The sequence below is a fragment of the Nocardia sp. NPDC057272 genome, from assembly GCF_042668615.1.
Lineage (GTDB): Bacteria > Actinomycetota > Actinomycetes > Mycobacteriales > Mycobacteriaceae > Nocardia.
Map to the genome: position 1 here is coordinate 1 of NZ_JBHUYK010000007.1, position 21,942 is coordinate 21,942.

The window sequence follows — 21,942 nt, forward strand, 5'->3', positions numbered from 1 at the left end:
AGTTCCTGCCCGGTGTCACCGATCTCGGCGACGGCCCCTCCGCGCAGCTGTGGCCGCATCGCCACGGCACCGACGCCATGTTCCTGGCGACGCTGCGCAAGAAGTAGCCGCGACAGCACGACGGCGCCGTCCCCCCACGGGGGCGGCGCCGTTCCATTTGTCCAAGCGAGGAGCGAGCGCCGAGGAGGAGAATCGGCGTATGGCGATGACATGGGATCAGGTGGTCGCGATGGCAACGGCACTGCCGGGTGTGGCGGAAGGCACCTGGTGGCGCAGTCCCGGCCTGAATGTCGGCGGCACGAGCTTCGCTCGACTGCGTGATGAAGCCGAAGGCGGCCTCGTGCTGCTCTGTGAACCCATGGAGAAGGAAGCGCTGCTGGCCTCCGGCGACCCAGCCTTCTACACGACCCCACACTATGACGGGTACCCGTACATCCTCATCGATCTCGACGCGGTCGACCCACAGCAGCTCGTCGAGCTACTCGACAGTGCCTGGTGGCTGTGCGCACCCGCGAAGCTGCGGCGCGCGAGGCAAGGTGCATAGGAGAGGACGCCGTTGTCCTGTCCCCGAGTCAGTCCCGTTCGGACAATTCGCGCAGGCGTGCCAGGGTTTTCGCGAGAATCCGGGACACGTGCATCTGCGAGATCCCCAGCTGCGACGCGATCTGCGTCTGCGTCATCGACTCGAAGAATCGCATGGTCAGGATGCGGCGCTCACGTTCGGGCAGGCCCGCCAGCAGTGGCCGCACCGCGATGTACTCCTCGACGCGGTCGAACTGCGACTCTTCCTCGCCGAGCGTGTCGAGCAGCGACGCGTCGCTGTCGCGCCCGATCGAGGCCGCGTCGATCGACGTCGGCTGATAGGCATTGCCCGCGATAACGGCCTGGGTGACCTCGTCGGGGTCCACATCGAGTTCGGCGGCGATCTCCTTGGCGGTGGGGGAGCGCCCCAATCGCTGCGAGAGCTGATCCACGGCCGCGCCGATCCGCAGGTGGGTTTCCTTGACTCGCCGCGGAACCCGCATCGCCCAGGTGTTGTCCCGGAAGTACCGCCGGACCTCACCCATGATCGTCGGCACCGCGAAGGACAGGAAGTTCGAGCCACGGCTCAGGTCGAACCGGTCCACCGCGTGCACCAGCCCGACGCGCGCCACCTGCGACAGATCGTCGAACGGCTCGCCGCGTCCGCTGAATTTGCGGGCGATGTGGTCGGCCAGCGGAATGCAGCGGTTGATCAGCGCATCGCGCGCGACCGCGTGCGCGACACTGCCCGGCTCGGTCGCCGCGAGACGCTCGAACAGGGCGCTGACGTCGTCGTACCCGGACACCGGTTCCGGAGTTTCGGTCTCCTCCTCGAGACTTTCCTGCTCGAGGGCTTCCTTGTCCGGTTCCGCGGCGTTCTCCGACTCCGCGGCAGGGGAGTCGGTTTTGTCGGGTTCGCTGAGATTGTGCTGGTCGGGCTGGTTGTCCTCGCCGTGCACTATGCCTTCCCCCGGACCCTGCGGAATCGGACCGTCGTCGGGTACCCGGACACGCCTGCGTCGAAATCCTGCTGTTCGGCGATGACTTCGTCGCAGAGCGTACGCAGCACATGCCACCCGAAGCTGCGCTGATCCGGCATGCCCTGCGCCGCGGCGACACCGTCGACGCGCACCTGGAGTTCGAAGTCGCCGACGAGGAACTCGCAGGTGAGCAGCGTATTCGGGCCGGCGATCGCGATGATCGTCGAGCACACCTCATCCACGGCGAGGCGCACGTCGGCTACCTCGTCGAGGGTGAAATCACTGAGTAGCACCAGTGTTTCGGCCAGTCCGCGCACGATTGGCAGCTGCGTCAGCTGTGCTGCCACACGAATCTCCACCGGGGCGCCGAAGGGCCCATGTTCCGCCGAAAAATTGGTCACCCTGAGAAGGCTACCCATATCCCGGCAGGGCAATCACCATCGCCGTCGCTACACTGGCGCGCTGTGTCCACTCCGACGTTCTCCCGTCCGTCCCAGCCGATGATCGCCCCGTCAATCCTGTCCGCGGACTTCGCGAATCTGGCCGCCGAGGCCGCCGCTGTCGAAGGATGCGATTGGCTGCACGTCGACGTCATGGACGGGCACTTCGTACCGAACCTCACGCTGGGTCTGCCGATCGTGCAGAGCCTGCTGAAGGCGACCGATATTCCGTTCGATTGCCACCTGATGATCGACGATCCGGGCCGCTGGGCCCCGAGCTACGCCGAGGCGGGCGCCTACAACGTCACCATCCACGCCGAGGCGACCGATGATCCGATCGCGGTGGCGCGCGATATCCGCGCCGCGGGCGGGCGGGCCGGGCTGTCGGTGAAGCCGAACACCCCGATCGAGCCGTACCTGGAAATCCTGCGCGAATTCGACACCGTGCTGGTGATGAGCGTGGAACCCGGTTTCGGCGGGCAGTCGTTCATCCCCGGCGTGCTGGAGAAGGCGCGGATCGTGCGCAATCTTGTCGATTCGGGCGAGCTGCACCTGGTCGTCGAAATCGACGGCGGCATCAACGACGACACCATCGAGCAGGCGGCAGCGGCCGGAATCGATTGCTTCGTGGCCGGGTCGGCCGTCTACAACACGGCCGACCCGGGCGCTGCCGTGCAGAAGCTGCGCAACCTGGCCACCTCGGCCTGGCTGCCGTAACTACAGGGCGCGGAGCTTGCGGGTTCCCAGCGCCCGCGCCGCGTCGATGACGGCCTGCACCGGCGGCCGCTGGTCGCCGGATTCGGGTTCCTGCACCCAGGTGCGGTAGCCGGTGCGCTCGTCGTCGGGGGAAGGCAGCACGATCTGGCTGCCCGCGCAGGCGACGGTCGCGTACAGGCGGAACAGTTCGGCCGACGCGGTCGCGGTGACGGAGTCCGGGCGGCAGGGGCCGGTGAGGAACGTCCAGCGCCGCGCGCGGGGGTGATCGACCACCGGACCCGCGATCGCGGCCTCGCGCAATCGGGCCTGGACGCGTTCGCCCAGATCGCCGGGCATGGTGACCGCGCCGTAGTGCGCGCCGATCTGGAGCAGAATGCGGCGGGAATCGAAATCGATCTTGGCCGGCAGGTGCAGTTCTCGCCGATAACGCACGCAGCGCATTTCCAGCGTCGAATCGATCAATGTGCTCACGCGGCACCCCCACATATAGCGAACCTGTTGTGACCCACAGTGTTGTCTTCCTGGAGTGGTGGACTATCCCTGGGGCGAACTCCCGGTAGCCGCTGTGCTCCGGGCGATGATGTCGGGAGAACCTGCAGTTCCAGGGCCCGACATCTGGCTGAACAGCAGGAATCGTTGACGTAACAATATTGCGTCAACGGCGCGGCGGGCGCAAGCATTACACTCACCGTGTTTCCAGTTCGTAGTGGCGGGTAATACCAGGCTAAGGCAGCCTGATGAATGCCGGGGATCGGTTCGCCGAAAATTGGATTGAACGACAACCGCCGTATTGATTAACGGCGGCGTTGCGTCATGTCGATACACGTTCGCGGCCGAATCGATGCGCTATCGATCGCTTTCGGTGATCAAGGGCTGCGTGCGGTCGGGTTCGGCCCCCGACCCGGGCTCACGGGCCGCGCTACTAGGCTGTGCGACGAGCTGGGTGGCCTCGCGGGAATAGCGGCCACCCACCTGCTGTTGGGCCCAACGGGTACGGATGACGCGACAAGGGAGTCAGGCATGTTCACAGGGATCGTCGAGGAGCTTGGCGAGATCGTGGCCACCGAAGCGCTGACCGACGCCGCCCGGTTGACGATCCGCGGCAAGCTGGTGACTTCCGATGCCGGGCACGGCGATTCGATCGCCGTCAACGGCGTCTGCCTCACCGTCGTCAACGTGATCGACGGCGACAGCTTCACCGTCGACGTCATGGACGAGACGTTGAAGCGCTCGAGCATCGGCGGCTTGGTCCCCGGATCGCCGGTCAACCTCGAGCGCGCGGCCGCGTTGAACAGCCGCCTCGGTGGCCACCTCGTGCAGGGCCATGTAGACGGCACCGGCACCGTGCTGCGGCGCACCCCGTCGGAGAACTGGGAGGTCGTGCGGATCTCGCTGCCGGATTCCATCGCGCGCTATGTGGTGGAGAAGGGCTCGATCACCGTTGACGGCGTTTCCCTCACCGTCTCCGCGCTCGGCATCGACGACGAGCCGAACGCCGACGGATCCCGCGATTGGTTCGAGGTCTCCCTGATCCCGACCACCCTCGCCCTGACCGTCCTCGGCACCGCCCCCGTCGGGGCCACCGTGAACCTCGAGGTGGACGTCATCGCCAAGTACGTGGAACGTCTCGCCCAGCGAGGCTGACACCGATCGGCGCCGGGCCTCACCGAACACCCCGAGGCCACGCCGTAATGTAGGAAGTCATTGCCATCCCCAGGGCAGTTTCTCGGCCGCCTCGATCTGGACTGACCAGAGAGTGCGACGGAAGAGTGCCCGCCGGGAGGGAAGATCGAGGCCCACCGGGCCGAGAAACCCGCGGCCCCGGCCGCCAAATATACGGAGCAAGCAGACGTGACCAGGTTGGACAGCATCGAGCGCGCGGTCGCCGATATCGCGGCCGGCAAGGCTGTTGTCGTCATCGACGACGAGGACCGGGAGAACGAAGGCGACCTCATCTTCGCGGCCGAGAAGGCCACCCCGGAGCTGGTCGCGTTCATGATCCGCTACACCTCCGGCTACATCTGCGTGCCGTTGACCGCCGACGACTGCGACCGGCTCGGTCTGCCGCCCGCGTACGCGATGAACCAGGACAAGCACGGCACCGCCTACACCGTCTCGGTGGACGCGCGCGAGGGCATCACCACCGGCATCTCCGGCGCCGACCGGGCCGTCACCATGCGCCTGCTGGCCAGCGCGCAGGCCAAGGCCGACGAGTTCACCCGCCCCGGCCATGTGGTGCCGCTGCGCGCCAAGGACGGCGGCGTGCTGCGCAGGCCCGGCCACACCGAGGCCGCGGTCGATCTGGCCCGGATGGCCGGGTTGCGTCCCGCGGGCGTGATCTGCGAGATCGTCAGCCAGAAGGACGACGGGCACATGGCCCGTACCGACGAGCTGCGCGTGTTCGCCGACGAGCACAACCTGGCGATGATCTCGATCGCCGACATGATCGCCTGGCGGCGCAAGCACGAGAAGCATGTCGTGCGGGTGGCCGAGGCCCGTATTCCGACCGCGCACGGCGATTTCAAGGCCGTGGGCTACCAGAGCATCTTCGACGAGGCCGAGCACGTCGCGCTGGTGCGCGGCGACATCGGTGACGGCGAGGACGTGCTGGTGCGGGTGCACTCGGAATGCCTGACCGGTGACGTCTTCGGCTCGCTGCGCTGCGATTGCGGCCCGCAGCTGGACGCGGCACTGGAGATGGTCGATCAGGAGGGTCGCGGTGTCGTCCTCTACATGCGCGGGCACGAGGGCCGTGGCATCGGCCTGATGCACAAGCTGCAGGCCTACCAGTTGCAGGACACCGGTCGCGACACCGTCGACGCCAACCTCGATCTCGGTCTGCCCGCCGACGCCCGTGACTACGGCACCGGCGCGCAGATCCTGGTCGATCTCGGCATCCGCTCGATGCGCCTGCTCACCAACAATCCGGCCAAGCGGGTCGGCCTCGACGGTTACGGTCTCGCGATCACCGAGCGCGTCCCGATGCCGTTGCGCGCCAATGCCGAGAACCTGCACTACCTGCGCACCAAGCGGGATCGGATGGGCCACGACCTGGTCGGCCTCGACGATCTCGACCTCGGCGAAACCGCGCAGTGATCACTTCGTACGAAAGGCGGCAACGATGAGCGGTACAGGTGTCCCGAGCTTCGCTCTGGCGCAGGCCAAAGACGTCAAACTCGGCATCGTCGCCTCGCGCTGGCACACCGAGATCTGCGACACCCTCGTGGCGAATGCCGAACGGGTGGCCAAGGAAGCCGGCGTCGAACATGTGACCGTGGTGCGCTGCGCCGGTGCGATGGAGCTGCCGGTCGTCGCGCAGGAACTGGCGCGCACGCACGACGCCGTCGTGGCTCTGGGTGTCGTGATCCGGGGTGGCACACCGCATTTCGAGTACGTGTGCGATGCGGTGACGGCCGGGCTGACCCGGGTGTCGCTCGATGCGGCCACCCCTGTCACCAACGGTGTGCTCACCACGAACGACGAGGAGCAGGCGCGTGATCGGGCCGGGCTACCCGGTTCGGCGGAGGACAAGGGCGAACAGGCCTGCGCCGCCGCTCTCGATGCCGCGCTCACCTTGCGCGCGCTGCGATCGGTGTGACCGTGCCGGTGGTGCGGACCTGGCGTCGTAGCGCTCCCCAGCCCGACGCGGGCTGGGAGTTCCAGGTGCGTCCGCGCCGGGCGACTCGCACCGCCATCGTGGTCGCGATCGTCATCCTCGTCGCGTTCACCGCGGGTGGGCTGCTGCTGCGCACCGGATCGACCGGGGTGAACTTCCGGGTCGCCGATCAGGTCGCGATGATCCTGATCGGGGTGGTCGGGGCGGGCGCGGTACTGATGCTCACCCGTCCGCGAGTGCGCGTGGGCAGCCAGGGTGTCGGGGTGCGTAACATCCTGGGCGAGCAGGTGTACCCGTGGGCCTACATCCGTGGCGCGTCCTTCCCGGACCGCAAGGCATGGGCCCGCCTCGAACTGGCCGACGACGATTACGTCCCGATGCTCGCCATTCGTTCCAACGACAAGACCCACGCCGCCGACGCCATCGAGCGCGTCCGCGAACTCGGCGCCCGCTACGCCCCGCGGGACTGACTTCGCTGAGCGGTTGGCCCCTCGAGCCGACAGATTGCCGGCAATGCTGCTGTCTGTGCGCCACCGAGTAGTGACGCACAGACCAGCGCATCAGCGGGTATCGCCGAGGACCGCTCCCTCGCGGCGCGGATCCGCACCGCCGATCCAGCCGTCCTTGCCGTTGTGCTGCAGGGCGCTGAGCCCGCTGGACTGCGGTGCCACCGACACCTGATGGCCCATTGCCCGCAGCTTCTCGACCAGGGGATCGTGGTCGCCGTTGTCGGTCGCATTGATATCGGGGTGCTCACCCCCGACGCCGGTGACCGGCGTATTGCCCGCGCCGAACGACACCCCGGAGACCGCCTGTTGCGGGTCGAGACCCCAATCCAGTGCATTGACCAGCGTTTTCACGACGAACTGGATGATCACCGAACCACCGGGCGAACCCGTGACGAGCTTCAGCTCGCCACGGTCGCCCTGATCGTCACGATCGAACACCAGGGTCGGGGCCATCGAACTGCGCGGGCGCTTGTTGGGCTGGAGCCGGTTGGCCACGGGTGTCCCGTCGGGGTCGACCGGGTCGGCGGCGAAGTCGGTGAGCTGATTGTTGAGCACGAACCCGTCGACGAGATGGAAAGACCCGAACGCCGATTCGACCGTCGTGGTCATGGCGGCGGCGTTGCCGTACTTGTCGACGACGGAGATGTGGCTGGTGCCGTGCTCGGGCGGCTGCGGACCGTTGCCGAGGGGGACCGGCCCGAGGTTGCCGGGCTTGGCGGTACCCATGCTGCGCTGCGGGTCGATCAGCGTCGACCGTTCTTTCAGGTACTGCGGGTGCACGAGCGAGAGCGCCGAATTGCCCGGCAACGGAACGAAATCCGGGTCGGCGACGTACTTGTTGCGGTCGGCGTAGGCCAGTCGTTCCGCTTCGGAGATCAGGTGCACGGCCTGCGCGTCGGGACGCCCGCCGTTGGCATCGAGCTCCTGTGGGCGCAGCGCCGGGAGATCGAAATTGGCGAGAATGCCCAGCGTCGCCGCGACGGTGCTGCCGCCCGAGGACGGCGCGGGCATGCCGCACAGTTCGTACTTGCGATACCCGGTGCACAGCGCCGTGCGCTTCTTCGCCTCGTAATTCGCCAGGTCGGTGGTGGTCAGCGCGCTGGGGGTACGACCGCCCGCCGTGCTGCCCGCCGCCTCGACGATGTCCTGGGCGATGGCGCCGCTATAGAAGGCCTTCGCGCCGTCGGTCGCGATCGCCGAGAGCGTTTTCGCCAGTGCCGGATTGGTGAGGACGGTGCCCGACTTCTTGGGCGAGCCGTCGGCTTCGAGGAAGTAGCCACGCGCGGCCTCGTCGGCGGCCAGGTCTTTCGCGGATTCGGCGATCTGGCCTGCCAGCCGCGGACTGATCTCGAAACCGTTGTCGGACAGGCTGATCGCGGGATCGAACAGTTCCTTCCAGGCGCTCATCCCGTGTTCGGAATGTGCGAGTTCGAGCATCCGCAGCACTCCGGGCACGCCGATGGAACGACCGCTGGCGCGGGTGTTCGGCGCGGGTTCGGTGCGGTCGGTGTCGCTGACCCAGCGCAGATAGTTCTCGGTCGCCGCGGCAGGAGCGGTCTCGCGGCCGTCGTAGGTGTCGACCGTGCGCGACTTCGCGTCGTAGTGCACGAGGAACGCGCCACCGCCGATGCCGGAGGCCTGCGGTTCGACCAGCCCGAGTACCGCCTGCGCGGTGACCAGCGCGTCGGCGGCGGTGCCACCCGCGCGCAGCACCCGGCACGCGGCCTCGGTGGCGATCGGATTGGCGGTCGACACCGCGTAGGTGCTGGTGCGCACCGCGGTCATATCCGAGCGGTATCCCGACGAGATCTCAGGATTGGTGCTGAGGTTCTGCGAGGTCGGCGCACCGCCACCCGTCGCGGGCGCCGCGGACACCGGAGTGCCGTTGGGTGTGCTCGTACACTCGGCAGCCGTCTTCTCATCTGTCGAACAACCGGCCAGTACCCCCACCGCGAGCACTGCGGCCGTCGTGGCCCCGATCCACGTCCGTCGCCTTGGCGTCATGTAGGCAGCGTAACTCGCCGGTCCGACACCCTTCGAGCTTTTTCCGCCGGGGCGCATGCCACGGACCACCTCGACGATCTCGACGCCCGGATGACGAGTTCGCGAATCCTGGACTCCCCGGCCGGTTTCCGCCGGAGCCGCAGTCGCCGGCTGGCTACCCTGGCTGATATGGACATCGACGCGGTGCTGTTCGACTACTCGGGCACGGTCTTCCGTTTGGAAGACGACCGGACCTGGGCCGACGAACTCGTCGGCGACGACGGAACACCCTTCGACATCGCGGCGAAAGCCGAAGTGCTGCGGCGGATGACGGCCCCGGTCGAGCAGTTCATGACCTTCGACGCGGCGGGCCAACACGCCTGGGACAACCGCGACCTCGACCCCGCCCTGCACCGCCACGCCTACCTGGAGGTGCTGCGCGGCTCCGGCGTTCCCGGCATTCAGGCGACCCGCCTCTACGAACGCCTCATCGACCCACTCACCTGGACTCCGTACCCCGACACCGGGACGGTCCTGAAATCCCTTGCCGCACAAGGAATTCCGGTCGGCATCGTCAGCAACATCGCCTTCGACATCCGCCCCGCCTTCGCGAAGCACGGCTGGACGGACCTGATCGGTGCGATGACCCTGTCCTACGAAGTAGGCGCCATCAAACCGAACGCCCAGATCTTCCGCGACGCCACCGACCGCCTCGGCGTCGACCCCGAACGTGTCCTCATGATCGGCGACAGCACCGAAGCAGACGGTGGCGCCACCACCCTCGGCGCCCGCTTCGCCCTCGTCGACGCGGTCCCCACCATCGATCGCCCTCGCGCCCTCATCGACGCACTCGCCGAACACGGCATCCGAACTGCCGACTGACCGCAGCAGGTCAGCGTTCGCGGGTGAACCAGGTCCGGGCGGAGGGCCGAAGGAGCATCCCCGCGACCGCGCCATTGGCGACGACCCCGACCACACCCGGCGGCAGCCCGGTGAGAATGCCCGTCGACGACACCAGACACGCCAGCACCGCGACGCCGATCGTCGCCTTGCGCAACAGATCACCACCCTGCCGGAACAGCAGCACCAGCGGAACCAGCGCGAAGGACGGCAGATACCCGGCGAGCAGTGCGCCGAGCGAGCCGCCCAGCGCCACCGTGATCGCGATCAGCACCACACCGACGGCGGTGGCGACCGCGGCGATCAGCCGCGCTCCGCGCACCGTCCCCGGCATGACTCCGTGCGGGGACACCTCGTCGTCGTACAGGTCGTCGCCGGTTCGGGGCAGGGCGGGGGCATTGCTCATCGGACGTCCTTTCGGGCACATAATCCGAGCACTCACGCTACACAGGCGGGCGCACAGCCCACCCCAGCGACCTCGCTCGCTCCCTCGACCGACGCCGGGGCGGCCATTATCGAGCTGGTTGCCGACCGCGCCGGCCATCGCATCGATGTAGGCCGAAGATTGTCCGTAGGGCTGCTGCGCCGGTTGACACCTCGGCGGTGCGGACCTGTCGGGGCCCCTCGCTAGGCTGGATGGGTGGCAGATCCCGCGACGTACCGGCCGGCGCCGGGCACGATTCCCGTCGAACCCGGTGTGTACAAGTTCCGGGACGTGCACGGGCGGGTCATCTATGTGGGTAAGGCGAAGAGTCTGCGGAGCCGGCTGAACTCCTACTTCGCCGATGTGTACTCGTTGCATCCGCGCACCAAGCAGATGGTCACCACGGCGGCCGCTGTCGAGTGGACGGTGGTGTCCACCGAGGTGGAGGCGCTGCAGCTCGAGTACAACTGGATCAAGGAATTCGATCCGCGATTCAACGTCCGATACCGCGACGACAAGACCTATCCGGTGCTCGCGGTGACCCTCAACGAGGAGTATCCGCGACTGTTCGTCTACCGGGGCGCGCGCAAGAAGGGCGTGCGCTACTTCGGTCCCTACGCGCACGCCTGGGCCATCCGCGAGACCCTCGACCTGTTGCTGCGGGTGTTCCCCGCGCGAACCTGCTCCAACGGAGTCTTCAAGCGGCACAGCCAGATCGGGCGTCCGTGCCTGCTCGGCTACATCGACAAGTGTTCCGCGCCGTGCGTGGGCCGGGTCAGCGCCGACGAGCACCGCCAGATCGTCGAGGACTTCTGCGACTTCCTGTCCGGCAAGACCGACAAGATGGTGCGCGCGCTCGAACGCCGCATGCACGAGGCCGCCGAAGACCTCGACTTCGAGAACGCCGCCCGCCTGCGCGACGACGTGCAGGCGCTACGGCGGGCCCTCGAGAAGCAGGCCGTGGTGCTCGGCACCGGCACCGACGCCGATGTGATCGCCTTCGCCACCGACGAACTGGAAGCCGCGGTCCAGATCTTCCACGTCCGCGACGGACGCGTCCGCGGCCAGCGTGGCTGGGTCGTCGACAAATCCGGCGACGCGCTCGACGTCGCGGAATCGGGAACCGAGATGGCTGCCCTGGTCGAACAGTTCCTCACCCAGTTCTACGGCGAGCAGGCCGCGATGGCGGACCAGAACGGTGACGCCGCCATCGTCGTCCCGCGGGAAGTGCTGGTCCCCGAACTACCCGCCGACGCCGAGGAGATCGGGGAGTGGCTCAGCAAGATGCGCGGCTCCGCGGTCTCGCTGCGCATCCCGCAGCGCGGCGACAAGAAGGCACTCGCCGAGACGGTGCAGCGCAACGCCGCCGAGGCGCTGGCTCAGCACAAGCTCCGCCGGGCCGGTGATCTCACGTCGAGATCGCAAGCGCTGCAAGATATTCAGGACGCACTCGAACTCGACAGCGCCCCGCTGCGGATCGAATGCGTCGACATCAGCCATGTGCAGGGCACCGACGTCGTCGCCTCGCTGGTGGTCTTCGAAGACGGCCTGGCCCGCAAGTCCGACTACCGCCACTACGCGATCAAGGAAGCCGCGGGCGACGGCCGCTCCGACGATGTCGGCAGCATCGCCGAGGTGACCCGCCGCCGCTTCGCCCGGCTGGCCCGCGACCGCGAACAACCCGTCGAGATCGAACCCGACGAGGTCGACGAACCCGCCTCACGCCCCGGCATCGATCCCACCACCGGCCGACCGCGCCGCTTCGCCTACCCGCCCAACCTCTATGTCGTCGATGGCGGCGCACCGCAGGTCGCCGCCGCGGCCGAGGTCCTCGACGAACTCGGCATCACCGATGTCGCGGTGATCGGCCTGGCCAAACGACTCGAAGAGGTCTGGGTGCCCGGCGAAGCCGACCCCGTGATCATGCCGCGCAACAGCGAGGCGCTGTTCCTGCTGCAACGCGTGCGCGACGAAGCCCACCGCTTCGCCATCACCTTCCACCGCAGCAAACGCTCACGCCGGATGACGGCGTCGGCGCTGGATTCGGTGCCGGGCCTCGGCGAGACCCGGCGCACCGCCTTGGTCACCCACTTCGGCTCGGTCGCCAGAATCAAGGACGCGACTGTCGAGGAAATCACCTCGGTGCCCGGAATCGGGGTCTCGACGGCGAAAGCGGTGCTCGCGGCACTCAACAGTCCGTAGCCGCCGACGGCCGGTATCGCAGGACGCAACATTGCGTGTGCCGTACGTTGTGTGTCTGCGCCCGATACCCGAACCGGTGCGGGATGATCGAAAGGCACCCAGAAACGGATCCGGTAGGACATGACACGCGTCGAATCGAATAACAATGCGGGGGCGGCACCCGGGCAATCCGGGACGGTCACCGACACACAGCAACCAGTAGAAGTGGTTATCGTGACCGGCTTGTCCGGCGCGGGCCGCGGCACTGCCGCGCGCGTGCTGGAGGATCTCGGCTGGTACGTGACCGACAACCTACCGCCCGAGCTGATCGGGCGAATGATCGAGCTGGGCGCCGCGGCCGACCCGCCGATCCGGCGGCTCGCGCTGGTCATGGACGTGCGCAGCCGGTTCTTCACCGGCGAGCTCTCCGGTGTCACCGAGCAGTTGCGCGGCGCGGGCATCCGTACCAGAGTGCTGTTCCTCGAGGCCTCCGACGACGTGCTGATCCGGCGGTTCGGCTTCGCCCGGCGCCGTCATCCGCTGCAGAGTGACAGCCCCGACGGGACGCTCTCGGCCGGTCTGACCGCCGAACGAGCCAGGCTCGCCCCGGTCAAGGGGGCCGCCGACCTCGTCATCGACACCACCGAGCTCTCGATCCACCAGCTGCACCGCAAGCTGGAGGAGGCATACGGCGCGGGCGCGCCAGCCGCACTGCAACTGACTGTGCAGTCGTTCGGCTTCAAGTACGGTGTTCCCCTCGACGCCGACATGGTGTTGGACGTGCGATTCCTGCCCAACCCGCATTGGATTCCGGAATTGCGGGAACACACAGGACAGGAGTCGGTGGTCAGCGACTACGTGCTGTCCAGGCCGGGTGCGCGGGACTACCTGCAGACCGGCAAACACCTGGTCGACCTGACGACGACCGGATACCGCCAAGAGGGGAAGCGATACATGACCGTGGCAGTGGGGTGCACCGGCGGCAAACATCGCAGCGTCGCTATCGCCGAGGCACTGGGTGAGCGCATCGGCGCCGATACCGGGCACGTGGCGGTGGACGTCGTGCGCGTCGTCCACCGGGATCTGGGGCGCGAATGAGTGGAATCGAAGCCGACCCAGCCGTCGTCGCGCTGGGCGGCGGACATGGGCTGTACTCGACATTGACGGCCGTGCGCAGGCTGACTAGGCGGATCACCGCCGTCGTCACCGTCGCCGACGACGGCGGGTCCTCCGGCCGGCTGCGCGCCGAACTGGGCATGCTCCCGCCGGGTGATCTGCGGATGGCCCTGGCCGCGCTGTCCGACGACGCCGACGGTGTGTGGACCACGACGGTGCAGCACCGCTTCGGCGGCACCGGCGCGCTCGCCGGGCACTCGGTGGGCAATCTGATCCTGGCCGGACTCACCGACATCCTCGGTGATCCGGTGGCCGCGCTCGACGAGGTGGGCAGGCTGCTGCGGATCACCGGCCGGGTGCTGCCGATGTCGCCGATTCCGCTCGACATCGAGGCCGAAGTATCGGGCCTGGAGTCGGATCCGCGGATCGGCCGGTGCGTGCGCGGTCAGGTTGCGGTGGCGACCACGCCGGGTAAGGTCCGGCGGGTGCGGCTGATTCCGTCCGATCCGCCTGCCAGCCCCGAGGCGACCTCGGCTATCGACGACGCGGATGTTGTTGTGCTGGGACCTGGTTCGTGGTTCACCAGCGTCATTCCGCATGTCCTGGTGCCGCAATTGCACGCGGCGCTGGTGCGCACGCGGGCCCGCAAGGTGCTCGTTCTGAATCTGGCGGCGGAGCCCGGCGAGACAGCCGGCTTTTCCGCGGAGCGTCATCTGCATGTATTGTCCCAGCACGCACCGGATTTCACGGTCGACGATGTGCTCGTCGACTCGGCGTCGGTGCCGGAGGGGCGGCAACGGGAACATGTGGCAAGAGCCGCCGAACAGTTGCGGGCACGGGTAACGTTCTGCGATGTCGCCGAGCCGGGAACGGATCGGCATCATCCCGGAAAACTTGCCGCCGCACTGGATCAGCTGATCCGGTCGCCGCGGCCGCAACTGACTGGGCTTCGATTCGAGAGACGGCACAGTGCCTCAGATGTGCACAGTGTTCCAGATGAGCGTTCGGGGTCGGTGGGAAAGGAGCGCGTCTCGTGGCGATGACAGCCGAGGTGAAGGACGAGCTGAGCAGGCTCGTGGTGTCGCAGGTCAGCTCGCGTAAAGCGGAGCTGTCGGCGCTGCTGCGGTTTGCGGGCGGTCTGCACATCGTGGGGGGCAGGGTGATCGTGGAAGCCGAGGTGGACATGGGGTCCATCGCCCGGCGACTGCGCAGAGAGATTTTCGAGCTGTACGGATACGGCTCCGACGTGCATGTGCTCGGCGCGGGTGGGCTACGCAAGACCTCCCGGTACGTGGTGCGGGTGTCGAAGGAAGGCGAGGCGCTGGCGCGTCAGACCGGACTGCTCGATGTGCGCGGCCGCCCCGTGCGCGGGCTACCCGCGCAGGTGGTCGGCGGCAGCATCGGTGACGCCGAAGCAGCATGGCGTGGCGCGTTTCTCGCGCACGGCTCGCTCACCGAGCCGGGTCGTTCCTCGGCGCTCGAGGTGAGCTGCCCCGGTCCGGAGGCGGCATTGGCACTGGTCGGCGCGGCGCGCAGGCTCGGCATCACCGCGAAGGCGCGGGAGGTGCGCGGCACGGACCGGGTCGTGGTGCGTGACGGCGAGGCGATCGGTGCCCTGCTCACCCGGATGGGCGCGCAGGACACCAGGCTCACCTGGGAAGAACGTCGGATGCGCCGCGAGGTGCGGGCCACCGCCAACCGGCTCGCCAACTTCGACGACGCGAACCTGCGTCGTTCGGCGCGCGCGGCCGTCGCGGCGGCGGCTCGGGTCGAACGGGCGCTCGAGATCCTCGCCGACGATGTTCCCGAGCATCTCGCCGCGGCGGGCAGGCTGCGGGTACAGCATCGGCAGGCTTCCCTGGAGGAACTCGGTCAGCTGGCCGAGCCGCCGATGACCAAGGACGCTGTCGCGGGCCGGATCCGGCGATTGCTGTCGATGGCCGATCGGCGCGCCAAGGACCTCGGCATCCCCGATACCGAGTCCGCGGTGACCGCGGAACTGCTCGACGACGCGTAGTAGGAACGGCAACAGACTCCGCACGCCGAAAGGTGTGGCGAATCCGACGATTAGGGCAGAGCGGTCATACATGACCGCTCTGCCCTCTATTCTGGGGTCTCCGCAGGCCTGAGGCCGGGGAGCTCACAACTCACAGGTGGCTGTCGTGAAGGCTGGCGCGGCTACTACTGTGGTTACCGTCGGAATGAATCCGCTTGAAAGCTGAGGAGCGATAACGTGACTGTCCGGGTAGGTATCAACGGCTTCGGTCGTATCGGACGTAATTTCTTCCGTGCGGTGGAGGCGCTGAAGGCCGTCGGCGAGACCGATATCGAGATCGTCGCGGTCAACGACCTCACCGACATCAACACCCTCGCCACCCTGCTGAAGTACGACTCGATCCTGGGTCGTCTGCCGCAGGACGTCTCCGTCGAGGGCGACACCATCGTGGTCGGCGAGCAGCGCATCAAGGCGCTCGCGATCAAGGAAGGCCCCTCGGCACTGCCGTGGGCCGACCTGAACGTCGACGTGGTCGTCGAGTCGACCGGCATCTTCACCGCCGCGGAGAAGGCCAAGGGCCACCTGTCCGCCGGCGCCAAGAAGGTCATCATCTCCGCGCCTGCCACCGGCGACGACATCACCATCGTGATGGGCGTCAACGACGACAAGTACGACGGCAGCCAGAACATCATCTCCAACGCGTCGTGCACCACGAACTGCCTGGGCCCGATCGCCAAGGTGCTCAACGACTCGTTCGGCATCGTGAACGGTCTGATGACCACCATCCACGCTTACACCCAGGACCAGAACCTGCAGGACGCGCCGCACAAGGACCTGCGTCGCGCCCGCGCCGCCGCCCTGAACATCGTGCCCACCGGAACCGGTGCCGCCAAGGCCATCGGCCTGGTGCTGCCCGAACTGCAGGGCAAGCTCGACGGCTACGCGCTGCGCGTTCCGGTCCCGACGGGCTCGGTCACCGACCTCACCGCCACCCTGGCGAAGCCGGCCACCATCGACGAGATCAACGCCGCGATGAAGGCCGCCGCCGAGGGCCCGATGAAGGGCATCCTCAAGTACAACGAGGACCCGATCGTGTCCAGTGACATCGTCACCGACCCGCACTCGTCGATCTACGACGCGCCGCTGACCAAGGTCATCGACAACCAGGTCAAGGTCGTCTCCTGGTACGACAACGAGTGGGGCTACTCGAACCGTCTGGCCAACCTGGTCGATCTCGTCGGCAAGTCGCTCTGAACGCGATGACTGTTCAGACACTGCAGGATCTCCTGGCCGAGGGTGTCGAAGGTCGGGGCGTGCTCGTGCGCTCCGACCTGAACGTTCCCCTCGACGACAATGGTCAGATCACCGATCCGGGCCGCATCATCGCCTCGGTGCCCACCATTCAGGCGCTGGTCGAGGCCGGCGCCAAGGTGGTCGTGATGGCACACCTGGGCCGCCCCAAGGGCGAGCCCGACGCCAAGTTCTCGCTCGCCCCCGTGGCGGCGAAACTGGCCGAGCTGCTGGGGCGCAATGTCCAGTTGGCCGGTGACGTGGTGGGCTACGACGCGCTCTCGCGCTCGGAGGGCCTCACCGACGGCGACGTGCTGCTGCTGGAGAACGTGCGCTTCGATCCGCGCGAGACCAGCAAGGACGAGTCGGAGCGGGCCAAGCTCGCCGCGGCGTTCGTCGAGCTGGTCGGCGACGACGGTGCGTTCGTCTCCGACGGTTTCGGCGTGGTGCACCGCAAGCAGGCGTCGGTCTACGACGTCGCCCAGCAGCTCCCGCACTACGCGGGCACGTTGGTCGCGGCCGAGGTCGAGGTGCTGCAGAAGCTCACCCAGGACCCGGCCCGCCCCTACGCGGTGGTGCTCGGTGGCTCCAAGGTCTCCGACAAACTCGCGGTGATCGAGGCGCTGGCCCCCAAGGTCGACACCCTGGTGATCGGCGGCGGCATGTGCTTCACCTTCCTTGCCGCGCAGGGTCTTCCGGTCGGCGGCTCGCTGCTGCAGGCCGAGATGATCGACACCTGCAAGGATCTGCTCGAGCGCTTCGGCGACGTGCTGCACCTGCCGGTCGACATCGTGGTGGCCGACAAGTTCGCGGCCGACGCCGACACCAAGACCGTCGCGTCGACCGAGATCCCCGACGGCTGGCTCGGCCTGGACATCGGCCCCGAGTCGGTGTCGCGGTTCGCAGCTCTGCTGACCGAGGCCAAGACGGTGTTCTGGAACGGCCCGATGGGCGTGTTCGAGTTCGAGAAGTTCGCCGCGGGTACCCGCGGTGTCGCCGAAGCCATCGTGACCGCTACCTCCAAGGGTGCGTTCACGGTCGTCGGCGGCGGCGACTCGGCGGCCGCCGTGCGGGCGCTCGGCCTGCCCGATGACGGCTTCTCGCACATCTCCACCGGTGGCGGCGCTTCCCTGGAATACCTGGAAGGCAAAGAGCTGCCCGGTATTTCGGTGTTGGAGGGCTGAGCGATGGCAGCACGTAAACCGCTCATCGCGGGCAACTGGAAGATGAACCTCAATCACCTCGAGGCCATCTCGCTGGTGCAGAAGGTGGCGTTCGCGCTGCCCGAGAAGTACTTCGCGAAGGTCGACGTGACGGTGATCCCGCCGTTCACCGATCTGCGCAGTGTGCAGTCGATCGTCGACGGCGACAAGCTCCTGATCACCTACGGCGCCCAGGATGTCTCGGCGCACGACTCCGGTGCCTACACCGGCGAGATCAGCGGGTCGATGCTGGCGAAGCTCGGCTGCACCTTCGTGGTGGTCGGGCACTCGGAACGTCGTCAGTACCACCACGAGGACGACGCGACCGTGCTGGCCAAGGCCAAGCAGGCGCTGAAGAACGAGATCACCCCGATCGTCTGCATCGGTGAGGGTCTCGGTGTCCGCGAGGCGGGCACGCATGTCGAGTACAACCTCGAGCAGCTGCGTGGATCGCTCAAAGGCTTGACGGCGGAACAGATCTCGCAGGTCGTCATCGCCTACGAGCCGGTCTGGGCCATCGGCACCGGCAAGGTCGCCTCGGCGGCCGACGCGCAGGAAGTATGCGGTGCTATCCGCGGCGAGCTGGAGAAGCTGGCTTCTCCGGAGGTCGCCGCCGGTGTGCGCGTGCTCTACGGCGGCTCGGTGAACGCCAAGAACATCGGCGAGCTGATCCGGCAGACCGATATCGACGGCGCGCTGGTCGGCGGTGCTTCGCTCAAGGGTGACGAGTTCGCCACCCTGTCGGCGATCGCCGCGGGCGGTCCGCTGCCCTGATCGGGCACTGAACACCGAAGGGCCGGAAACCGAGTGGTTTCCGGCCCTTCGCTTTTCGTGAACGGGGTGCGGCTACCGCGCGTGCAGGATGAGGCCGTAGCCGTTGTCGTTGCGCAGCGTGAGGGTGTCGGCGTCGATAGTGGCGCTGGTTCGGCCCTCCAGTGCGCGCAGCACGTTCTGCTCGACCTCCATCACCTCCGGCGCGCACATCATCTTGGTGGTGGCGACGGCGAAGTTCACCGCGTCGCCGGGACCGACGCCCGCGGTGCCGGTGATCCGGTTGCAGCCCGCCGAGCCGTTGACGGTGCCGCCGTCACCGATGGTGAGATTCGGGCTCACCTCGTCGAGCGTGGTCGAGCGGATCTGCGCGTCCGGGGTGAGCATGGTGGTGACCACCCACGCGGTCCCGGTCAGCGGCTTGTCGGGAGTCACGATCTTCTTGTCGGTGAGATGGATGGTGACGGACTTGCCCGTCAGCGTCAGCCGATCACCGTCGAGGCGCCAGGTGGGGTCGGATTCCAGGAAGTTGCTCTGCCAGGCGTCGGCGCGTTCGCGGTCGCCGGGACATGCCATCAGGGTGCTCGCCAGTGGCGAGGTGTGCAGGATGTGGTTGCTCAGGTCGACGGTGCCGCCCGCGGAGTTGCAGCCCGAGTTCGCCGAGATCCGTCCGTCGGTGAAGCCGAGCGTCATCGGACCGCCGCCCGGGATCTCGTCGCCGACGACCTCGGTGGAGACATAGGTGTGGCCCATGGGCGTGGCGGTGTCGTCCACCGGTTCCTCCCCGGTCGATCCGCACCCGGCCGCCACCAGGCCGACCAGGGCGAGCGAGGCGGCCAGAGGACGAGGTGATATCCGCATGGAGCCGATGGTACGGACCGCCCCGAGCACCGCTCATCGATGTTCGGGGCGGGTCGCGATCCGGCGGGGAACTACTTACCCGCGTCGCCCGTGCAGCTGGCGCTGGCGAGCTGACCGGTGGCCTGATCCTCGGCGATCACCTTGCCGCCGACCGTGATCTTGCAGGACACCGTTCCGCCGTCGATGCCCGACATGACGCTCAGCGACACGAACTTCACCAGCCCGGTGATCGTCACGTCCTTGGACCACGGCAGCGCGGTATCGGACTCGGTGACCACGTCCAGGCTGCCATCGGTGTAGATGACCGTGGAGGTACCGGTTCCGCCGGCCTGATAGGAGACGGTGACCTCCCGGCTCACCTCGTTCTCGATCTCATTGGCGACCGTGCCGACCAGCGCGACACATCCGCCGACGACCAGCAGCAGGACCACCAGCACCCCGCCGAGCACCCATGGCCACACCTTTTTCTTGCGCGGCGGCTGCGGGTAACCACCCTGGGGCGGGTAGCCACCTTGCTGTGGGTAGCCACCCGAGGGCTGCTGGCCGTAAGGCGGCGGTTGCTGGCCATAGGGCTGCTGCGGATGGCCGGGTGGGACAGTCATGCGATTTTCCTCCGTGTCGTGCAGGCCCGCCGAACGAAACGGGAGCTCTGTACTGATCGCTCGAAAGCGACCAGAAGATAACACCGCATCGACGATTCGCTCTTCTATTGTCTTGCACCACAGTATTTCTGACCGATCACGGGGATCTGTCGCGGAAGCCGTCGCCACTGTCGTCCCGCTGCCTCGGCACGGAGTGCTGGCCGGGGATCGGCGGTCGCCAGGGATATGCTCGACCGGTGAGCACAGTGGCGGCGGAGCGGATCTCGACCTGGGCCCCGTTGCGTTCACCGGTGTTCCGGGCGCTGTGGATCGCCCAGCTCGTGTCGAATCTGGGCACGTGGATGCAGACGGTCGGCGCGCAGTGGATCCTCGTGGATCAACCGAACGCCGCGGCGCTGGTGTCGTTCGTGCAGACCGCGCTCGCCCTGCCGGTGATGTTGCTGTCGATCCCGTCCGGCGTGCTGGCCGACCTGGTCGACCGGCGCAGGCTGCTGATCGGCGCGCAGACCGGGATGGCGGTCGCCTCGCTCACCCTCACCGTCTTCACCGCCACCGGCCACACCACGCCCGCGGTGCTGCTCAGCCTGCTGTTCCTGCTCGGCTGTGGGCAGGCGCTCACCGCGCCCGCCTGGCAGGCGGTACAGCCCGAGCTGGTGCCGCGCGACCAGATCACCTCGGCGGCGGCGCTGGGCAGCATGAGCGTCAATATCGGCCGAGCCGTCGGGCCCGCGGTGGCGGGTGTGATCGTCTCGATCGCCGGGCCGACCGTGGTGTTCGGGTTCAACACGGTGTCGTTCGTCGGCATCGTCGCGGTGCTGCTGGTGTCGAAGTGGCCGACGCGAACGAGTCCGCTGCCCAGCGAGCGGCCCCTCGCGGCGCTGCAGGCGGGCACCCGCTTCATTCGGGCCGCGCCCGCGATCCGGCGGGTGCTGTTCCGCGCAATCCTGTTCATCGCTCCCGCCAGCGCGGTGTGGTCGCTGCTGCCGGTGATCGCCCACGACCGACTCGGCCTGTCGTCCTCCGGCTACGGTCTGCTGCTCGGCGCGCTCGGGCTCGGCGCGGTGTGTGGCGCGCTCGGATTGTCACGCCTGCGGGTCCTGTTCACCCCCACCCAGCGGCTCGCGCTCGCCGCGGTCCTGTTCGGCATGGGTGCGGTCGCGACCGCACTGGTCCACCACGTGGTGGTGGTGCTCGTGTTGCTGGTGGGATCCGGCCTCGCCTGGTTGCTGGCGATGGCGACGCTGAACTCGACCATGCAGTTGCTGCTGCCCGCCTGGGTGCGCGCCCGTGGGCTGTCGGTGTACATGCTGGTGTTCATGGGTGGGCAGGCCATCGGTTCCCTGCTCTGGGGCCTGGTCGCCGGTGCCTACGGTGCCGTGACGGCACTGATGATCGCGGCCGCGCTGCTGGCGTGCTGTGCCGTGAGCACCCTGTGGTGGCCGATCCGGCACAACGTCGAGGAGATCGACCTCTCCCCGGCGGCGTACTGGCCAGAACCGCAACTCGTCGTCGAGCCCGAACCCGAGGACGGCCCCGTCCTGGTGATGCGCGGCTACGACGTGCCACCCGCCGACGTCGCCGCCTTCACCGACTCGATGGCGCTGGTCGGGCGATCGAGGCAGCGCACAGGCGCGATGGAATGGCGGCTCTACCGCGATGTCGGCACCGTCGACCGGTTCGTCGAGGCCTTCGTCGTGCGGTCATGGGCCGAGCACATGCACCAGCACCAGGTGCGCCTGACCGCCCGTGACCGGGAAATCGAAGAGACCGTCGCCCAGTACTCCGCAGGCCCCCACACGGTCTCACACCTGGTCGCAGTCGAGCCTGGTTAG

Annotated in this window: 22 protein-coding genes; 15 read left to right on the forward strand and 7 right to left on the reverse strand. The window is 67.8% G+C overall.

Annotation, left to right across the window (positions count from 1 at the left end):
- The first annotated feature begins 199 nt into the window (after positions 1-199).
- Positions 200-544, forward strand: coding sequence for an MmcQ/YjbR family DNA-binding protein (locus ACFULV_RS12560; RefSeq protein WP_378655986.1), 345 nt, complete (start codon positions 200-202; stop codon positions 542-544).
- Positions 545-572: 28 nt separating this feature from the next.
- Here the strand turns inward: ACFULV_RS12560 and ACFULV_RS12565 are convergent, their stop codons facing one another.
- Together ACFULV_RS12565 and ACFULV_RS12570 are read right to left on the reverse strand one after the other, a co-directional pair.
- The gene (locus ACFULV_RS12565; protein WP_378655989.1) at positions 573-1,481 is read right to left on the reverse strand and encodes an RNA polymerase sigma factor SigF; all 909 of its coding nucleotides are present in this window, start codon (positions 1,479-1,481) and stop codon (positions 573-575) included.
- On the reverse strand, positions 1,481-1,849 hold the full coding sequence (locus ACFULV_RS12570; protein ID WP_378655992.1) for an anti-sigma factor: 369 nt from the start codon (positions 1,847-1,849) through the stop codon (positions 1,481-1,483). The genes ACFULV_RS12565 and ACFULV_RS12570 overlap by 1 nt, the downstream gene beginning before the upstream one ends.
- Positions 1,850-2,002: 153 nt before the next feature.
- Between ACFULV_RS12570 and rpe the strand changes: the two genes are divergently transcribed.
- Entirely contained in the window at positions 2,003-2,659 is a 657-nt protein-coding gene (gene rpe / locus ACFULV_RS12575; protein WP_378656384.1) for a ribulose-phosphate 3-epimerase, read from the forward strand.
- Here the strand turns inward: rpe and ACFULV_RS12580 are convergent, their stop codons facing one another.
- Complete coding sequence (locus ACFULV_RS12580; RefSeq protein ID WP_378655995.1) at positions 2,660-3,130, reverse strand: hypothetical protein; 471 nt, start codon at positions 3,128-3,130, stop codon at positions 2,660-2,662. It abuts the gene before it with no gap.
- Positions 3,131-3,679: 549 nt separating this feature from the next.
- Here ACFULV_RS12580 and ACFULV_RS12585 point away from each other — a divergent pair.
- The 4 genes from ACFULV_RS12585 to ACFULV_RS12600 all read left to right on the forward strand — a co-directional run bounded on the left by ACFULV_RS12585 (position 3,680) and on the right by ACFULV_RS12600 (position 6,745).
- A complete protein-coding gene (locus tag ACFULV_RS12585; RefSeq protein WP_378655997.1) occupies positions 3,680-4,303 on the forward strand; it encodes a riboflavin synthase in 624 nt (207 codons plus the stop codon).
- A 207-nt stretch (positions 4,304-4,510) separates the two neighbouring features.
- Positions 4,511-5,755, forward strand: coding sequence for a bifunctional 3,4-dihydroxy-2-butanone-4-phosphate synthase/GTP cyclohydrolase II (locus tag ACFULV_RS12590; RefSeq protein ID WP_378655999.1), 1,245 nt, complete (start codon positions 4,511-4,513; stop codon positions 5,753-5,755).
- 25 nt (positions 5,756-5,780) lie between these two features.
- On the forward strand, positions 5,781-6,257 hold the full coding sequence (gene ribH, locus ACFULV_RS12595; protein WP_378627052.1) for a 6,7-dimethyl-8-ribityllumazine synthase: 477 nt from the start codon (positions 5,781-5,783) through the stop codon (positions 6,255-6,257).
- Positions 6,254-6,745: a PH domain-containing protein gene (locus ACFULV_RS12600; RefSeq protein WP_378656002.1), complete on the forward strand. Its 492-nt coding sequence runs from the start codon at positions 6,254-6,256 to the stop codon at positions 6,743-6,745. Before ribH ends, ACFULV_RS12600 begins: the two co-directional genes overlap by 4 nt.
- A 90-nt stretch (positions 6,746-6,835) precedes the next feature.
- Here the strand turns inward: ACFULV_RS12600 and ggt are convergent, their stop codons facing one another.
- Positions 6,836-8,788: a gamma-glutamyltransferase gene (gene ggt, locus ACFULV_RS12605; RefSeq protein WP_378656004.1), complete on the reverse strand. Its 1,953-nt coding sequence runs from the start codon at positions 8,786-8,788 to the stop codon at positions 6,836-6,838.
- A 168-nt stretch (positions 8,789-8,956) separates the two neighbouring features.
- On the opposite strand from ggt, the gene ACFULV_RS12610 reads away from it, so the two are divergent.
- Positions 8,957-9,649 (forward strand): HAD family hydrolase, encoded by a 693-nt coding sequence (locus ACFULV_RS12610; RefSeq protein WP_378627056.1) that lies wholly within the window; start codon positions 8,957-8,959, stop codon positions 9,647-9,649.
- Between the two features lie 10 nt (positions 9,650-9,659).
- Here the strand turns inward: ACFULV_RS12610 and ACFULV_RS12615 are convergent, their stop codons facing one another.
- Positions 9,660-10,073, reverse strand: coding sequence for a hypothetical protein (locus ACFULV_RS12615; protein WP_378627058.1), 414 nt, complete (start codon positions 10,071-10,073; stop codon positions 9,660-9,662).
- A gap of 234 nt (positions 10,074-10,307) precedes the next feature.
- On the opposite strand from ACFULV_RS12615, the gene uvrC reads away from it, so the two are divergent.
- From uvrC to tpiA, 7 genes are all read left to right on the forward strand, one after another.
- Complete coding sequence (gene uvrC / locus ACFULV_RS12620) at positions 10,308-12,293, forward strand: excinuclease ABC subunit UvrC (RefSeq protein ID WP_378627060.1); 1,986 nt, start codon at positions 10,308-10,310, stop codon at positions 12,291-12,293.
- 120 nt (positions 12,294-12,413) lie between these two features.
- Positions 12,414-13,370, forward strand: coding sequence for an RNase adapter RapZ (gene rapZ / locus ACFULV_RS12625; RefSeq protein ID WP_358062678.1), 957 nt, complete (start codon positions 12,414-12,416; stop codon positions 13,368-13,370).
- Positions 13,367-14,431 (forward strand): uridine diphosphate-N-acetylglucosamine-binding protein YvcK, encoded by a 1,065-nt coding sequence (yvcK, locus tag ACFULV_RS12630; protein WP_378627062.1) that lies wholly within the window; start codon positions 13,367-13,369, stop codon positions 14,429-14,431. The genes rapZ and yvcK overlap by 4 nt, the downstream gene beginning before the upstream one ends.
- A complete protein-coding gene (gene whiA, locus ACFULV_RS12635) occupies positions 14,422-15,405 on the forward strand; it encodes a DNA-binding protein WhiA (protein WP_056810477.1) in 984 nt (327 codons plus the stop codon). The genes yvcK and whiA overlap by 10 nt, the downstream gene beginning before the upstream one ends.
- A 216-nt stretch (positions 15,406-15,621) precedes the next feature.
- Positions 15,622-16,638, forward strand: a complete 1,017-nt coding sequence (gene gap, locus ACFULV_RS12640) for a type I glyceraldehyde-3-phosphate dehydrogenase (protein WP_378627065.1) — start codon at positions 15,622-15,624, stop codon at positions 16,636-16,638.
- Between the two features lie 5 nt (positions 16,639-16,643).
- Complete coding sequence (locus ACFULV_RS12645) at positions 16,644-17,858, forward strand: phosphoglycerate kinase (protein ID WP_378627067.1); 1,215 nt, start codon at positions 16,644-16,646, stop codon at positions 17,856-17,858.
- Positions 17,859-17,861: 3 nt separating this feature from the next.
- On the forward strand, positions 17,862-18,650 hold the full coding sequence (gene tpiA, locus ACFULV_RS12650; protein WP_378627069.1) for a triose-phosphate isomerase: 789 nt from the start codon (positions 17,862-17,864) through the stop codon (positions 18,648-18,650).
- 72 nt (positions 18,651-18,722) lie between these two features.
- Here the strand turns inward: tpiA and ACFULV_RS12655 are convergent, their stop codons facing one another.
- Together ACFULV_RS12655 and ACFULV_RS12660 are read right to left on the reverse strand one after the other, a co-directional pair.
- Complete coding sequence (locus tag ACFULV_RS12655) at positions 18,723-19,508, reverse strand: META domain-containing protein (RefSeq protein ID WP_378656007.1); 786 nt, start codon at positions 19,506-19,508, stop codon at positions 18,723-18,725.
- Between the two features lie 71 nt (positions 19,509-19,579).
- Positions 19,580-20,110 carry an MmpS family transport accessory protein gene (locus tag ACFULV_RS12660; RefSeq protein WP_378627072.1) on the reverse strand — a complete coding sequence of 177 codons (531 nt, stop codon included), beginning with the start codon at positions 20,108-20,110 and terminating at the stop codon, positions 19,580-19,582.
- Positions 20,111-20,346: 236 nt separating this feature from the next.
- Here ACFULV_RS12660 and ACFULV_RS12665 point away from each other — a divergent pair, with 236 nt between their 5' ends.
- Positions 20,347-21,942, forward strand: a complete 1,596-nt coding sequence (locus tag ACFULV_RS12665; protein WP_378656010.1) for an MFS transporter — start codon at positions 20,347-20,349, stop codon at positions 21,940-21,942.